The sequence below is a fragment of the Neobacillus cucumis genome (assembly GCF_023715505.1).
Genome location: NZ_JAMBOH010000010.1, coordinates 56,813 through 71,477, shown reverse-complemented (window position 1 = coordinate 71,477; position 14,665 = coordinate 56,813). Strand labels below are relative to the sequence as shown.

General features: G+C 39.3%; 14 protein-coding genes. 6 read left to right on the top strand and 8 right to left on the bottom strand.

Annotated elements, in window-relative coordinates:
* Nucleotides 1–363: 363 nt before the first annotated feature.
* A complete protein-coding gene (locus M3226_RS15900; RefSeq protein WP_251566737.1) occupies nucleotides 364–1,566 on the bottom strand; it encodes an MFS transporter in 1,203 nt (400 codons plus the stop codon).
* Between the two features lie 281 nt (nucleotides 1,567–1,847).
* Here M3226_RS15900 and dltX point away from each other — a divergent pair, with 281 nt between their 5' ends.
* The 5 genes from dltX to dltD are packed head-to-tail and all read left to right on the top strand — an operon-like array spanning nucleotide 1,848 to nucleotide 6,119.
* Complete coding sequence (gene dltX / locus M3226_RS15895) at nucleotides 1,848–1,997, top strand: teichoic acid D-Ala incorporation-associated protein DltX (protein ID WP_144567134.1); 150 nt, start codon at nucleotides 1,848–1,850, stop codon at nucleotides 1,995–1,997.
* 18 nt (nucleotides 1,998–2,015) lie between these two features.
* Complete coding sequence (dltA, locus tag M3226_RS15890) at nucleotides 2,016–3,518, top strand: D-alanine--poly(phosphoribitol) ligase subunit DltA (RefSeq protein ID WP_251566735.1); 1,503 nt, start codon at nucleotides 2,016–2,018, stop codon at nucleotides 3,516–3,518.
* On the top strand, nucleotides 3,515–4,681 hold the full coding sequence (gene dltB / locus M3226_RS15885; RefSeq protein ID WP_251566733.1) for a D-alanyl-lipoteichoic acid biosynthesis protein DltB: 1,167 nt from the start codon (nucleotides 3,515–3,517) through the stop codon (nucleotides 4,679–4,681). Before dltA ends, dltB begins: the two co-directional genes overlap by 4 nt.
* A 5-nt stretch (nucleotides 4,682–4,686) precedes the next feature.
* A complete protein-coding gene (dltC, locus tag M3226_RS15880; protein WP_251566731.1) occupies nucleotides 4,687–4,923 on the top strand; it encodes a D-alanine--poly(phosphoribitol) ligase subunit 2 in 237 nt (78 codons plus the stop codon).
* Entirely contained in the window at nucleotides 4,920–6,119 is a 1,200-nt protein-coding gene (dltD, locus tag M3226_RS15875; protein ID WP_251566729.1) for a D-alanyl-lipoteichoic acid biosynthesis protein DltD, read from the top strand. Before dltC ends, dltD begins: the two co-directional genes overlap by 4 nt.
* Nucleotides 6,120–6,250: 131 nt before the next feature.
* On the opposite strand, the gene M3226_RS15870 is transcribed toward dltD, so the two are convergent.
* From M3226_RS15870 to garR, 3 genes are all read right to left on the bottom strand, one after another.
* Entirely contained in the window at nucleotides 6,251–7,573 is a 1,323-nt protein-coding gene (locus M3226_RS15870) for a gluconate:H+ symporter (protein ID WP_251566727.1), read from the bottom strand.
* 66 nt (nucleotides 7,574–7,639) lie between these two features.
* Nucleotides 7,640–9,076, bottom strand: coding sequence for a four-carbon acid sugar kinase family protein (locus M3226_RS15865; RefSeq protein WP_251566725.1), 1,437 nt, complete (start codon nucleotides 9,074–9,076; stop codon nucleotides 7,640–7,642).
* A gap of 3 nt (nucleotides 9,077–9,079) precedes the next feature.
* Complete coding sequence (gene garR / locus M3226_RS15860; RefSeq protein ID WP_251566723.1) at nucleotides 9,080–9,973, bottom strand: 2-hydroxy-3-oxopropionate reductase; 894 nt, start codon at nucleotides 9,971–9,973, stop codon at nucleotides 9,080–9,082.
* A 262-nt stretch (nucleotides 9,974–10,235) separates the two neighbouring features.
* Between garR and M3226_RS15855 the strand changes: the two genes are divergently transcribed.
* Nucleotides 10,236–10,856 carry a GntR family transcriptional regulator gene (locus M3226_RS15855; protein ID WP_251566721.1) on the top strand — a complete coding sequence of 207 codons (621 nt, stop codon included), beginning with the start codon at nucleotides 10,236–10,238 and terminating at the stop codon, nucleotides 10,854–10,856.
* Between the two features lie 409 nt (nucleotides 10,857–11,265).
* Here M3226_RS15855 and M3226_RS15850 read toward each other — a convergent pair whose 3' ends face one another.
* The 4 genes from M3226_RS15850 to M3226_RS15835 form a co-directional block, all read right to left on the bottom strand.
* Nucleotides 11,266–11,973 carry a M48 family metallopeptidase gene (locus tag M3226_RS15850; protein ID WP_251566713.1) on the bottom strand — a complete coding sequence of 236 codons (708 nt, stop codon included), beginning with the start codon at nucleotides 11,971–11,973 and terminating at the stop codon, nucleotides 11,266–11,268.
* 18 nt (nucleotides 11,974–11,991) lie between these two features.
* On the bottom strand, nucleotides 11,992–12,486 hold the full coding sequence (locus tag M3226_RS15845) for a YehS family protein (RefSeq protein ID WP_251566711.1): 495 nt from the start codon (nucleotides 12,484–12,486) through the stop codon (nucleotides 11,992–11,994).
* A 120-nt stretch (nucleotides 12,487–12,606) separates the two neighbouring features.
* Entirely contained in the window at nucleotides 12,607–13,815 is a 1,209-nt protein-coding gene (locus tag M3226_RS15840; protein ID WP_251566709.1) for a macrolide family glycosyltransferase, read from the bottom strand.
* A 228-nt stretch (nucleotides 13,816–14,043) separates the two neighbouring features.
* The gene (locus M3226_RS15835) at nucleotides 14,044–14,610 is read right to left on the bottom strand and encodes a DUF4256 domain-containing protein (RefSeq protein WP_251566707.1); all 567 of its coding nucleotides are present in this window, start codon (nucleotides 14,608–14,610) and stop codon (nucleotides 14,044–14,046) included.
* Nucleotides 14,611–14,665: the final 55 nt, after the last annotated feature.

The following is a 14,665-nucleotide window of genomic DNA, read 5'->3' as shown; positions in this document are numbered from 1 at the left end:
CCTATCGGCGACAAGCACAAGACGAGCCGGCCGAAAGGTTGTTCTTTAACCTTTTGGACGGATTGGCTTGTGGCCTCGAGCCGATGGCGCCTGGAGCTGGACAATTCTCGAAGTCAAAATTTATACTTTCTTATCTCAGAACAAAAGCGCAAGCGCCTTGGTCAGCCCCGACAAGTATAAGACGAGCCGGCCGAAAGGTTGCTTTTTAACCTTTTGAACGGATTGGCTTATGACCTCGAGGGGCTAGGCGCTGGAGTTGGACGTGTCTAAACCTGTAAAAAGTTATCCACAGTTGTAAATCTATAACTTCCTAGAACACGAAAAAGAACCTTTCTTTGTCCGAAAGGTTCTTTTTAAAATGAATCAGTTCAAAGCCTGTACTGGCTTCCCCGTTACAGAAGAAAGCTTGAGCGTTAATGGGAAGGCTAGCAGTAGCAAACAGATGATAAAACCAATTACCCCTTTCCAGCCAAAGTTGGAAAAGAAAAAGCCGCCCGCTGTACCGGCAATACTCGAACCGGAGTAATAAAAAAACAAATAAAGCGACGAGGCTTGTGCTTTCGCAGTTCGCGCCCGCCTTCCCACCCAGCTCGAGGCGATTGAATGTGCTCCGAAAAAGCCAAACGTAAAAACAGCAATTCCGATTATTTTTAACACTAATGGTGAAGCTAAGGTTACTATGGCCCCCGCTGCCATAATAACGAGGCCAATCCATAAAACCTTTTTCCGGCCTAGAGAATCCGAAAGACGCCCCATCCAAGTCGAACTAAATGTTCCAGTCAGATAGACGATAAAAATCCAGCCCACAATGGTTTGACTTAAGTGATACGGTGGTGCCAGCAGTTCAAAGCCGATATAGTTATATAGGGTAACAAAGCTTCCCATTAAAATAAATGCGATACAAAACAAACACAAAAGAGCTGGATCCTTTAAATGTCCAACCAGCGATTTGCTTAGTGCCTTTAGCTTTAATGGCTTGGGTACAAAGTAACGAGAGTTTGGCAGGTGAAACCAAAACCAGATGCTTAGGATTAAGCTGATGACACCAATAGTCCCCATGGCAATGCGCCAAGAAAACAGGTCTGTAATCGACCCGGTAATAATTCTGCCAGCCATTCCGCCAATCGAATTTCCGCTAATGTATATGCCCATCGCAATTCCAAGACTCCTAGAATCCACCTCTTCACCAAGATAGGCCATTGCAATCGCAGGAAGGCCTGCGAGCACTATTCCCTGCAGTATACGAAACCCAAGTAACGAGCTGAATGTCGGACTAAAGGCTGTGATAATCACGATTAGTGAAGAGAGGAGTAACGAGGCCGACATAATCGGCTTTCTTCCCCACGCTTCGGATAAAGAACTAATAAATAACATGGAAATAGCAAGCGCAAACGTGGTTACCGATAAGGCCAAACTCCCCGTCGCCGCCGTGACATCAAATTCCTTTGTAAAGATTGGCAGTAAAGGCTGGACATCATATAGAATCGAAAAGGTAATAAACCCTCCGGCAAAGAGCGCAAAATTAGCCCTTCGAAAGGCCGTCGTTCCTTGTTGCAGCTTCTCCAACGATAAAACCTTCTTCCTTTCTTTTTTACCTTATCCACTTTACTCCTTTTTGGTGTCAGGCACCATCGAAATACATTTGTCTACATCTCACGGACACCCAGATTTTTATATAGCATAATCGGTCAATTTCAAACTTTCTTTTAATCTTTGAAGAAATAAATTAAAAATTAATTTTCTTTTCATTAAATCTTAATGCAAAGAGTTTCAATCCGAATTATGATAATTACGTAAAAATATAGGATTATAGTTACAATTGACTATTTTTATAGTGGGGTATCATTATGCTCGATAAAATAAAGAGTTTCATTTACCAGGAGAAAGTTAGATGGGCCAGTAGATTTTTGTATTACTTGCTTATTCTTCTTTTACTGTTTTTTATGTACGGCTTCAATGATGCAAGTGCAGGTTCGTATATTTACAATGATTTTTAATTACGGGGGGATCCCAAAATGAAATTGCTACAAGCCATTCAAAACAATGCTTGGTTACAACCAGAAAGATTGGTTTTTATCTCTCCTACTAAACAGATTACCTACGGTGAGCTTTGGCGAAAATCTGATCAATTAGCGGGCTTCATTATGACACATAGCCTCAAAGAGCACTCACCTATTTTGGTTTATGGACATATGGAACCGGAAATGGTGATTTCCTTCCTTGGAAGTGTAAAAGCTGGTCATCCTTATATTCCTGTTGATACCTCTATTCCATTAGAAAGAGTTGAAAAAATAATCAGGAATTCTAACGCGGAATTATTAATTAATGTGTCCGGACTCGAGTTTCCGATGGAAGAATCATTGATAAGAGTTGTAAACCCTGAGGACATAGATAAACAATACTTAATAGGTTCATCCAATTGGGTTAAGGACCATGATGTTTTTTATATTATCTATACATCAGGAAGTACGGGAAACCCAAAAGGTGTCCAGATAACTGCCAACAATTTGCAAAGCTTCGTGGACTGGATGATGGAAGACTTCCCAATTAAGGGAGGACTTCGTTTTTTAAACCAAGCTCCCTTCTCCTTTGATCTTTCGGTAATGGACCTCTACCCGGCTTTGGCAAGTGGTGGCACATTATTTGCTATTACAAAAGAAATGATCGCTAGGCCAAAGATCTTATTTGAAGAGTTAAAAAGATCTGAAACAGAAGTATGGACCTCTACGCCATCGTTTGTCCAAATGTGTTTGATGGACCCATCGTTTAATGATTACCTGCTTCCACAACTTTCAGTATTTCTTTTCTGCGGCGAAATTTTGCCGGTTTCGGTTTGCAAGCAGCTGCGGGAACGGTTCCCTAACGCAAAAATCTTTAATACCTATGGTCCGACAGAGGCGACTGTCGCGGTTACTTTTTTTGAAATTACCGAATCAGCGATACAGGAATATCAAACACTTCCTGTAGGAGCAGCAAAATCAGATACGCAAATTATCCTATTAAATGAAGATAATAAGCCTGTACCAGACGGTGAAAAAGGAGAAATTATTATTGTTGGACCAAGTGTAAGCAAAGGCTATTTAGGACAGCCAGAACTCACCGATAAAGCCTTTTTCAATTTTAATGGACAGCAGGCTTACCGAACCGGTGATGCCGGCTTCACCAAACAGGGGTTACTTTTTTATAAAGGGAGATTAGATTATCAAATCAAATTACATGGGTATCGGATGGAGCTTGAGGAAATCGAATACCATATTGCAAAATCGAAATATGTGAAATCAGCAGTTGTCGTCCCTATTTATCAAGACGATAAAATAGAGTACCTTTCCGTCTTGATTATTCCAGCGGAACATAATTTTGAAAAAGAATCTCAGCTTACTGGTGCGATAAAAAAGGAACTAGGATTAGTCCTGCCAGCCTATATGATCCCGCGGAAATTCTCGTATCACAAGGAATTGCCAATCACTGCGAATGGAAAAGTGGACCGAAAACAAATTCGAGATAAGGTATTGCTATGATTCCTTACAGTTCTTTTACCTTCTTTTTCATCCTAGTGATTCTTTTAGCACCAACCATAATCCTTGGTTTACAAGGGAAGAGATTTCAATCATATAACATGGTTATAACCGTTATCGTTTTAGCCATTATTTTTTCATCTAAGCTCGCTAGTGCACTTGCCTTGGTCCTTTTTACAACCTGGCAGGTTCTATTAATTGAAGGCTATATAGCCTATCGAAAAAAGGCAAACAGCGGCTGGATTTTTTCCTTTGCCGTAATTGCTTCAATTCTTCCATTAGCGATTTATAAACTGCTTCCTTACTTTTCAGATACTAACTGGATGTCCTTTTTGGGGATTTCCTACTTAACTTTTAAAGGAACACAATTAATTATGGAAACAAGGGACGGGTTAATAAAACAAAGACTCCCCCTTGCTAGTCTGCTATATTTCATTTTATTCTTCCCGACTATTTCATCCGGCCCAATTGACCGGTACCGTCGGTTTGACAAAGATTTAAAAGCAGAGGTAACAGCTGAGCAGTATAAACAGCTTTTATATGATGGCATTAACAAAATATTCTTGGGTTTTTTATATAAATATATTATTGGCTATTCTATTAATCATTTTTTCATTCCAAACTTAAGATTTATTGCGACAAGTCATTTTCAAAGCCAGCTTTTTTATATGTATGGGTATAGTTTTTATTTATTTTTCGATTTTGCAGGTTACAGTGCATTTGCCATTGGCGTCAGCTATATTATGGGGATCAAATCGCCGGAAAACTTCAATCTGCCATTTATCAGCAGGAATATAAAAGATTTTTGGAATCGCTGGCATATGAGCCTTTCCTTCTGGTTTCGAGATTATGTTTACATGCGGTTTGTTTTTTGGATGACCAAAAAGAAATGGATTAAAAACCGTAACATTACCTCTAACCTCGGATATATTTTGTTATTTCTGTTAATGGGTTTCTGGCATGGGCTTGAGATTCAATATATTCTCTATGGAATCTATCATGCCTTATTGATGGTCGGATACAATACGTTCGAGCAGTTTAATAAAAAGCATAAATGGTGGCCGCAAACTAGATTTACTCGGGTCGTTAGTATTGTGATTACCTTCCACTTTATATGCTTTGGATTTTATATATTTTCGGGACATTTTATTCAAAAAGGAGCATGATTTCGATGGAATTTAAACAACAAGTAATTGAGGTAATAGCAGAAATTTGTCAAGATGAGGTAGTAAAGGAAAATCCGGATATTGATTTATTTGATTCCTCATTATTAGACTCATTCGGAACAGTGGAGTTACTAGTTTTAGTAGAAGAGCGCTTTGGCATTACGATCCCTATTACTGAATTTGACCGGGAAACTTGGAACACTCCGAATAATATCGCCATTCAGTTGGCTGATTTTAAATGAGAAGACCAGTATTTATACCGCTTTTTTTAGCTTTCTTTGTTTTATTTATTCTTGTAATCATTCCAGATCGATGGATTGAGAGCCTGATTCCAAAAAACCGAATCAGCCAAGCAGCAACTGAATTAAATCCTTTCATGTTTCAAGGGAAGTATATACAGCAAAAAATGCTTGCGGATAGCCGATATTTGCCTATCTATGGTTCATCAGAACTGGCTAGGCTGGATCGTTTTCATCCTTCTAACTATTTTAAAGAGGTCCATGAAGACTTCACACCTTTCCTGATAGGCCGCGGCGGAACCGAATCACTGATTCATTTTTTAAATTTTTCCGAACATATTAATCAGCTAAAGGATAAGAAAATCGTGTTTGTGTTGTCTCCGCAATGGTTTAATCCACTAGGAGCAGATGAATCGCATTTTGTACCTAATTATTCTTCCCTGCAAGGATATGATTTTGCTTTTAATAACCAAATTGATTCAGAGGTGAAGAAAAAGGCCATTAAGCGCCTCTTAACCTATTCATCTGTTAAAAACGATCCTATTCTCTCTACTCTATACAAAGCTGAGATCACGAATGATCCATGGACAAAGCGGGAAGCCAGTGTTCTTCGCCCTGTTGCTGCTGTCTATCGGCATTTGCTAGAGAAAAAAGATTTATATTACTCATTGGCCGGCGGTTTTTCTCGTCACCGGGACCTTACCCCGAAAGTCAGAAATAAATCGTGGAACGAGTTAGCGCAGGAAGCGGATCAATTTGGTGCCAAGAGGGCAACGAACAATCATTTTTATATCGTAAACTCGCAATATAATAAAATTAAAGGTTTCTTGCCGTCTTTTAAAAATAAAGACATTAATCGTTCCTATGGAAAGTCGAAAGAATACGGAGACTTCCAGCTTGTCCTAGATGTATTAAAACAATCCGGAGCAAAGCCTCTGTTTATCTCTGTCCCGGTCAATGGGCATTATTATGATTATACTGGGTTTCCTAAACAAGGACGTACTGCTTATTATGAACGGATTAAACAGCAAATAGCTGCTGAAGGGTTCCAAGTTGCCGATTTCTCAGGCCACGAATATGATCCGTATTTCATGAAGGATACTATTCACATTGGCTGGAAGGGCTGGGTTTACACGGACCAGGCCATTAAGCAATTTTATGAGGGGAACGAAAAAAAGGTTGTTATGGTGAATCTTTAAGGTATAACTGATAATTTAAAAGAAAGAAGGCAACTAGTGAGAGTTGCCTTCTTTCTTTTTTACGGATGCTTGTAATTTCATTCATTTTAGTATTTTCATATTTCCGATTATTTATGGATAATTTCAATTGATTACTTAATAAACAGATTGATGATTAACACCCCTGCCAGTCCGACAAGAGAAGCAATCGTAACCATAACTGACCATGTTTTAATGGTTTTACCAATGGAAAGGTTAAAGAATTCTTTGTAAATCCAAAAGCCAGCATCATTTACGTGGGAGAACGTCATACTTCCAGCACCAGTAGCTAAAACCATAAGCTCTGGACTTACATGTGTTGCTGCAACCAGTGGTGCTGCAATCCCTGCAGCAGTCATACCTGCGACAGTAGCAGAGCCTAAAACGACACGTAATATTGCGGCAATTAACCATGCTAGGACTAATGGAGAAATCGATGATCCTTCCATTAGATGGGCAACGTATTTATCGACATGGCTATCAATCAATACTTGTTTGAATGCACCGCCGCCGCCGATAATCAATAAAATGACTGCAATACTACTAATCGATGCTGTAAGTGAGTTCATCAGTTCCGGCATTTTTCTACCGCGGTTAAGACCAAATGTGAAAATGGCAACGATTACAGAAATTAACAACGCAACACCAGGATTACCTAAAAATTGAGCAGCAGGTAAAAGACCTGATTTTGGTGCTACAATTTCTACAATAGCCTGGAAGGCAATAAGAATAACTGGAATAAGAGCAGTAAACATACTAATACCAAATCCCGGCATTTCCTCTTCTTTAAAGTGTTTCGGTGTAAAGAGACCTTTTGGAACCTCTACTTCTAAATCTTCCTTTTTAAATAACTTCGTATATAATGGTCCACTAAGGATAACAGCAGGAATAGCAATGATAATCCCGTATAATAATGTCTTCCCTAGATTTGCTTGATAGATACCTGCAACCGCTGTTGGTCCTGGATGCGGCGGGACAAAGCCGTGCATTGTAATTAACGCTGCGATAACTGGCATTCCAATGTATAGGATGGGAACACCCGCTTCTGCGGCAATCGTGAATACTAATGGGATTAAAACAACAACGCCTGTTTCAAAAAATAAAGCGATTCCAACAACAAATGCAGTAAGAACAGCAGCTAACTGCACTCGCTTCTTGCCAAATGCACGAATTAAGGTAACAGAGATTCGCTGAGCACCCCCGGAATCAGCCATCAGTTTCCCAATCATACCCCCAAATACAATTACTAAAGCTAGACTTCCCAAGGTACCGCCCAAACCAGTTGTAATGGATGTCATTGCTTCGACTGGTGACATTCCTTCCATTATACCTACGAGCAATCCGACTACAATCAACGAGATGAATGCATTTAACTTAAAGACCACCATCAATAATAGTAATAATGCTACCCCTATGCAGATATATACTATTGGCATTTTCTCCATCTTCTCCTTTGTTTAAGGGGATGCCAACCAAACTTAATTGGCATCCTTTTAGAAATTCTAGTTACCGCTTAAAATTTCAGCAACCTCTTTTAAATCGGTTTTGGATCCTACGTTCCCTGGGAAAATGACATAAGCCATACCAGGATACTTGCTTTCAGCCCCTGTTCTCCACACCGGGATACCAGGACGAATCTGACCAGCGACTGTTGCTCTCTTCACCTTCAAGCCTTTTGTCCCAACATCACTTGAGGTAATCCCGCCTTTTGCAATGAGAAAGTTCGGTCTAACTTGTAATCTAGTGACGATACTTGTGACCGCATCTGAAATCGAAACGGAGAGTTTTAATTCTTCTTCCTTTTTGCCTTCCCCAAGGTCAAGACGCTTTCTGCTGGTATAAACCGCAACGGTTTTACCGGAACTAATAAGAGCTTCAGTTGTTTCAATTACCCGGTCACATTCTTTCTGAAATGCTTCAGGCTGTAAAACTAAATGGCTATTAAGCTCAATAAATTCAATGGCACTTAACGTTTTAAGCTCTTCCAGCTGTTCGGTCGTTTTTTTCACATGGGAACCAATAATAATTAATCCGCCATTCCCTGTTTCTTCTCCCACTAATTCTGCTCTAGTAAGCAGCGGTTTATTGCTCACTCCACCAATAACTTTTGGAAGAGCCGCTGCACTCCTAAACAAGAAGTTCTTACCTCTGTTGATAGCCTGTACTAAAGCAATGGTAAAGATTTTTACATCCGCCTCATCAACAGCATTAACTACTACTTTATTAAAGTTGTTTACTTGAAGAAGCTGCTCGGTTATTTTTTCAATCTGCAATGAACGCAGCTGTTCGAGTGAAATATATAACGTATTTTCAGCTGTAAATTCTCCATTAGACTTCTCTTCAATCCATTCACCTAAATCAGATTTTGTGTACCCAAAGGTGCGATCCTTGGCAAATTCTGTTTCGCCGGCAGGTACAAGCTCCTCACCGTACTGAACATAGTGAATATTATTGATGGTAAGGCGTCCTCCCTCTTTGAAGAAAGGCAGGATTACTTCGCCATCAATTTTCAAATCAGAAGCAGTCTCAATCGTTTCCTTTAAAACGTTTGTTTCTAAAGGATAGTGGCCTCTTAAAGTTGAATCTCCACGGTTGATAATCATGAATTCCCGGTTTAATTTCAAAGCCACCGTTAGAATATTTTCCGCCATTTCCCGGTGGGCCTTCTCAGTTTCTTCTGCTGTAAACCCTCTTGAATTGGTCAAGATAAAGAACATGGACTGTTCTTCATTAAATCCTTGTTCAATGCTTTCTAGCGACCAATCTGTAAAAACCGAAATGTCATGGACTGTTTGTACACCTGTTGGATCATCATCCAGGACAATAATTTTTTTATTCAAAGTCTTTAGTGCTTCCGCAAGCAAAAGATCAACTTGGGCACGGTTTACTTCAGGAAGAGTTTCAAGAATTTCTACGGATACGCTCTTTGTCTCATTCATGTTTTAAACCCTCTTTACTTCAACATTTGCAAGTTTTTCATAATATCTAACAATGCTGCCATGATCGTCTTTTATTTTTCCATCCACCTTTAACGCATGGAAAATCTCTAATAATTGGCTTGATAGCGGTAATGGAACACCGATTTCATGGGCTGTATCCATTACATTGGTTATGTCTTTCATATTGATAGCAATGCTTCCGCCTGCAACAAAGTTTCGGTCTAAAATCATTGGTACCTTTGCATCGAGCACTGCACTTCCTGCAAGTCCACTTCTGATGGCCTGGTACATTTTTTCAACATTAATACCTGCCTTTGCTGCTAATACAAGTGCCTCAGACATAGCGGCAATGTTAAGGTTTACAATAATCTGATTGGCAAGTTTTGCCGTTACACCACAGCCATTATCACCTACTAAGGTTACGTCCTTTCCCATGCCGTAAAGAACGGATTGTACGCTTTCAAAAACTTCTTCCTTACCGCCGACCATGATGGCTAACGTACCGTCAATGGCTTTTGGTTCCCCGCCGCTTACAGGGGCATCAAGCATTCCTACACCTTTTTTTGCCGCTTCATTTGCAAGTTCTCTTGATACTTCAGGAGTAATAGAACTCATATCAATGATGACGGAACCTTCTTTTGCTCCTTCTAAAATGCCATTTTCACCTGTAACAACTTGTTTCACGTGTTGAGAAGCTGGCAGCATGGTAATAATGACATCACTTTTTTCTGCCACTTCTTTAGGTGATGCCGCTGCAGCCGCTCCAGCCTCTACTAAACTATTTACCGCCTCTTGATTAAGATCAAAAACAGTCAGTGAGTGCCCTGCCTTGATAAGGTTTAATGACATTGGCTTTCCCATGATTCCTAGCCCAATAAAACCAACTTTCCGTTCCATCTTTATTCCTCCTTAACACCTTTTCATTTTATATGCAATTAGCTGATTGCGTTTTCAATATTGTCGCAATCGCTTTCAATTAGTGATTACATTTGTCATTGTATACTAACTTTTTAATTTTGTATACGGTTTTATTTATTTTTGTATACAAAAATTTATTTAGTGTATACTGTATTATGGTTATAAAATGAATTTGGTATTTTTTTGTCTTTAAATTTGGTAAGATAATTTTATTAGTGAAATCATATTTGAGGTGAAATCTTTGTTAGGAAGTGATCGTTCTCGTCCTGCTTTCCATCAATCCTATGAAATTATTCGTGATAAGATTTTAAATGGAGAGCTTCCCGGAGGGACCAAGATCGTTGAAGAAAAGGTTGCTGCCGAATTAGGTGTGAGCCGAACCCCTATACGTGAGTCCATTCGCAAATTGGAACAAGAAGGGCTTATTGTGAATAAGAGGGTGGTTAAGCCGACCGAAAAGGATTTGAGAAATATGTTTCAAGTCCGTATTTTATTAGAAGGCTTTTCAGCAAAATGTGCAGCATCCTATCTGAAGGAAGACGAACTGGAATCTCTATATAATTGTGTTGAGATTGGAAGGAAAGGTACTGTCGAAGAGATCATGCGTGCTAATGAACGCTTTCATGAAATTATTGTTCACGCCAGCAATAATCCAGTTATGATTGATATTATTGATCGGATGCAATCTACGATTTATCTTTTCCGTAAAACCGTTGTATTTTACAACCGCCCCCATCTCATTGATGAACACGAAGAAATCTATGAAGCCATTAAGGCCAGAGACGGTGAAAAAGCCGAAATGCTAATGAAAAGTCATTTACAGGCCGATTTAGACTTTTGTCTGCATCTTATTGGTAATTAGGTTTAAACAAATGACACATCTTTCTGCAATTTGGGGAGATGTGTTTTTTATGTAAGAAAAGCGCAAGGCGCTTAGACTTCGGCGACAAGCACAAGACGAGCCGGCCGAAAGGTTGTTCTTTAACCTTTTGGACGGATTGATCTAAATGTGGAGGCCACTGTTCTGGGACGTAGGCATAAGCCGCACCCTGTAAGAAGGAGTTTTTTGCCTTCGTCAGGGGGCGGCTTAGACTTGCGTCCCAAGGAGCCGCAACTGGATAAGCTTGTGACCTCGAGCCGATCGCGCCTAGAGCTGGACAATTCTCAAAGTTGAAATTTTTACTTTCTTATCTTTTTAAAAAGCACCTGCATAATGCAGATGCTTTATTTGATATTGGAGTGCTGGTGAAAACTTAACAAGAAAATAACTTTTATACAGTCATTTTCCAATTTGAAAATACCAGCCAGTTTTCCTTTTCCTTATAATCGGGCATTATTTTTCCAACAAGCCGCCAAAAAGAGCGGTCGTGATTCAGATGGACCATATGACACATTTCATGAACGACTACATAGTCGACGACTTCACGTGGTGCCATTGCCAGCCTCCAATTAAATGTTAACTGCTGTCTGGAATCACAGGTTCCCCAGGTAGTTTTGCTATCCGTAATCCGTATAGAACGTGGTTTTGTTTTAAAGTGGCTTTGATAGGAGCTGATACTCTTCTCAACTAGTGCTTTACACTGCTGATAATAAAAGCGTTTTAAAGCATGTTTTATGCTCCCGTCCTCTAGCTGCTTCACATAGATTTGTAACGTTTCACCATCAAATACCACATAGTCCTGCTCAATATTTTTGTTTTCACAAAATTGTATAGGATAAGTGCTTCCTAAATAGAGAAAACTCTCACCAGGCTCATAGAGCTTTTTCTGGGGTCCATGCAGTCTATCCTTCATTTCTTTTAATTTTTGTTGAATTGATTCCCAGTTTTGCTCTAATAACTGAAGCACTCTCTCATCAGGCGTCCCTTTCGGAGCCTGGACTTCTAGATTTCCATAGCTATCGATCGTCATTCCTATGGAGGTCCGGTTTTTGTACTTTATTTCAAAACGAATAGTCTTACCTTTGTACGTATGTATCATCTTATCACCTTTGGTGCATTATCCCCTGTATTTAATCGCTAGTCCTTTTAAGAAATTACGAGCGAATTTATCTCCGCATTCTTTATAATTTTTATGCCCTTCTTTTCTTAATAAAGCACCTAGTTCTCCTTTTGATACCCTGATTCCAGCCAATTCGAATATTTCCAGCATATCCTCGGTCGTTAATGATAGAGCTATTTTTACTTTCTTTAACAGGAGATTATTAACGTTAGCGGTTTTTGGTGAAACCGGCTCCGGTGTAGTAGACTGTTCCGGTTTGGGCTCTTGTTTGCCTCTTTTAAAAATAATAAAGCCATTTAAAAATGAATCGAACATACTGTTATTACACTTTATTTGATAGTCATCTTCATAATCGTCATCTGATTTTGTAAGGATTTGTATTACTTCTGGTACGGTTACTTCCGCACCGCCAAGTTTAAAGATCTCTGCCATTTCTTTATTTTTTATTTCTAGCGCATATCGCAACCGAATTAGTATATCATTATTGTCCATCAAGGGACCTCCTATTTCTTACTAATTAATTTAAATTCAAACTTTACAACAGCCTCGACTTATGTGGAGTATATAGGGCATTGTAAGGAGCTGGTGAGTTCACACTCAGCAGAGAATCTTTTATATTTTAATATTATATTTACTTTTAAATTCAAAAATCTCATTACCAGCTTGGTGATATCCACCCGATTTTTGAAACGATTCCCTGATATTAGAAACAGCCTTATGGATAGATGGGCTGTTTAACACATAATCTGCGGCTTCACGTAGTTGATTCGCAGTCAAGCCATCCATTTGTAATTTAATCCCCGCACCCATATTGGCAACTTGCCCGGCAATGATCGGCTGATCCGCGCTTTGTGGGATTACAATGAGCGGAACACCGTAATAGAGACCTTCATGGGTACTGTTCATTCCACCATGTGTAATAAATAATTTAGTATACTTCAGTACCTCAGTTTGTGGAACATATCTTTTTACAATGAAGTTCTTAGGGATCTCTCCTAAATCAGATAGTTGAGATTTTTCCCCAATCGACATGACAACGGTATGATTTGTGTTCCCAAATGCCTTAAAACAAAGCTTATAAAAATCAATGGCTTGGTTAAAGACCGTACCCAGTGAAATGTAAATTGGTCTTTTTCCCTGGATTGCTGCTAGATTAAAGTTTTCTTGAACTAATCGTGTAGAGATGGATGGACCTATAAATTTGTAAGCTTGGTCGAATGCTTCTCCATTAGGTTGAAACTCCCTAGTGGTATAAATGATTGTAAGTGGTGCAGGATTGCAAAAAACTTCATAAGGAGAATTAATCTCGATATCATATTTTTCCTTAAGCATTGCTGTCAGGCTTTGATATTCTTCATTTATTTCATTAACCACTTCTGTAGGAATGTTTTTAGAAAGCTGTTCCAACATTTTATCGAATGATTCTTTTGTCTCTGCAAAGGAAGTACAAGAATTAATTGCCGGAAGCTTAAGGATTTGGGCAAGTAAACGTCCACAACCAAACATGGAATCATGAATGATGTAATCAAAATGTTCTCCTTCAATCTGTTCAAGCACGCTGGGTATGACAATATCTGCCGTAAGTAAAAGACCGTTAATTCTTTCAAGTAAATAATTTCTTCCACCCGAAATAAAGGCTGTTATAAATTTTTGACCGTCCAACGTACGTACAGTAGCTCCCGTCTTCTCAATTCGCTCTCGAAAAGGTTCTATCGTAAAGTACACTACCTCTTCGCCGCGGGAAATAAGCTCTTGCACAACTCCAATAGTTGGATTGATATGTCCTTCTGATCCGGCATTAATAAATAAAACACGAGCCATTTTCATCATTCCTTAGCTATAATGTTTTCTAGTTTGGGTATGAGTAAGAAATCACTGCTCCATGCCATTGCCATGATAATCCGTTAAAGGAAACGAAGAAAGGCAACACCCAAATGGTTCAGTGCCTTTCTTAAAATGAGTTGTGATACACACTCGGGCGTGCATATTCTATCCCTTGGAGGTATAAACCGCCTACTCCCCTCACCGGACAGCGTTTCACACCAAAATTCAGACCCTTAGCGAGCCACGGAAACCCCTGGCAGCATAGTAGGATTCTGCTCCATTGTGGTACACAAAAACAGTGTCGTAACGACGATCACAAAAGATGGCCCCACCGAGTTTTCTAATATTAGGAGGTGTTTTCACCCAGCTTGATGTTTTAGTATCAAAATTTCCATGTTTCTGCAGCTCCCGGTATTGCTCTTCCGATAAAATCTCAATGCCCATGTCAGCAGACATATCTATAGCGTTGTTTTGTGGTTTGTGTTGTTTCCTTGACTCCAGCGCTTCACGGTCGTAACAAACACTTCTGCGGCCTTTAGGACTTTCCGCTGAACAATCATAAAAAATGTATTCACCCGCCTCTTTATCATGAACAATAACATCTGGCTCACCACCAGTTCTTTCCATTTCATTAAGCGACCACAGTTTTTCAGTATTATATTCTAGCTTTGCTTGTACGTTAGCCCATTCAATTCCTTGATGGCGATTCATGTTTTTTTCAAAACGATCCTTCAATGTTCTGATTATTTCTTCACGTTGTTCTGGTAACAACTGTTTTTTTTCATTTGTCATACTAAAACCTCATCATCTATTATGTTAAGACTAGTGTTTTAAGATTTTCTGTTTC

What these genes read in the sequence shown, in the direction of transcription:
- M3226_RS15840 (WP_251566709.1), bottom strand. Translation starts at nt 13,815, where the DNA reads ATGGCTCGTGTTTTATTTATTAATGCCGGATCAGAAGGACATATCAAT.
- M3226_RS15835 (WP_251566707.1), bottom strand. Translation starts at nt 14,610, where the DNA reads ATGACAAATGAAAAAAAACAGTTGTTACCAGAACAACGTGAAGAAATA.
- dltB (WP_251566733.1), top strand. Translation starts at nt 3,515, where the DNA reads ATGATTCCTTACAGTTCTTTTACCTTCTTTTTCATCCTAGTGATTCTT.
- M3226_RS15850 (WP_251566713.1), bottom strand. Translation starts at nt 11,973, where the DNA reads ATGATACATACGTACAAAGGTAAGACTATTCGTTTTGAAATAAAGTAC.
- M3226_RS15845 (WP_251566711.1), bottom strand. Translation starts at nt 12,486, where the DNA reads ATGGACAATAATGATATACTAATTCGGTTGCGATATGCGCTAGAAATA.
- M3226_RS15865 (WP_251566725.1), bottom strand. Translation starts at nt 9,076, where the DNA reads ATGAATGAGACAAAGAGCGTATCCGTAGAAATTCTTGAAACTCTTCCT.
- garR (WP_251566723.1), bottom strand. Translation starts at nt 9,973, where the DNA reads ATGGAACGGAAAGTTGGTTTTATTGGGCTAGGAATCATGGGAAAGCCA.
- dltC (WP_251566731.1), top strand. Translation starts at nt 4,687, where the DNA reads ATGGAATTTAAACAACAAGTAATTGAGGTAATAGCAGAAATTTGTCAA.
- dltA (WP_251566735.1), top strand. Translation starts at nt 2,016, where the DNA reads ATGAAATTGCTACAAGCCATTCAAAACAATGCTTGGTTACAACCAGAA.
- dltD (WP_251566729.1), top strand. Translation starts at nt 4,920, where the DNA reads ATGAGAAGACCAGTATTTATACCGCTTTTTTTAGCTTTCTTTGTTTTA.
- dltX (WP_144567134.1), top strand. Translation starts at nt 1,848, where the DNA reads ATGCTCGATAAAATAAAGAGTTTCATTTACCAGGAGAAAGTTAGATGG.
- M3226_RS15870 (WP_251566727.1), bottom strand. Translation starts at nt 7,573, where the DNA reads ATGCCAATAGTATATATCTGCATAGGGGTAGCATTATTACTATTATTG.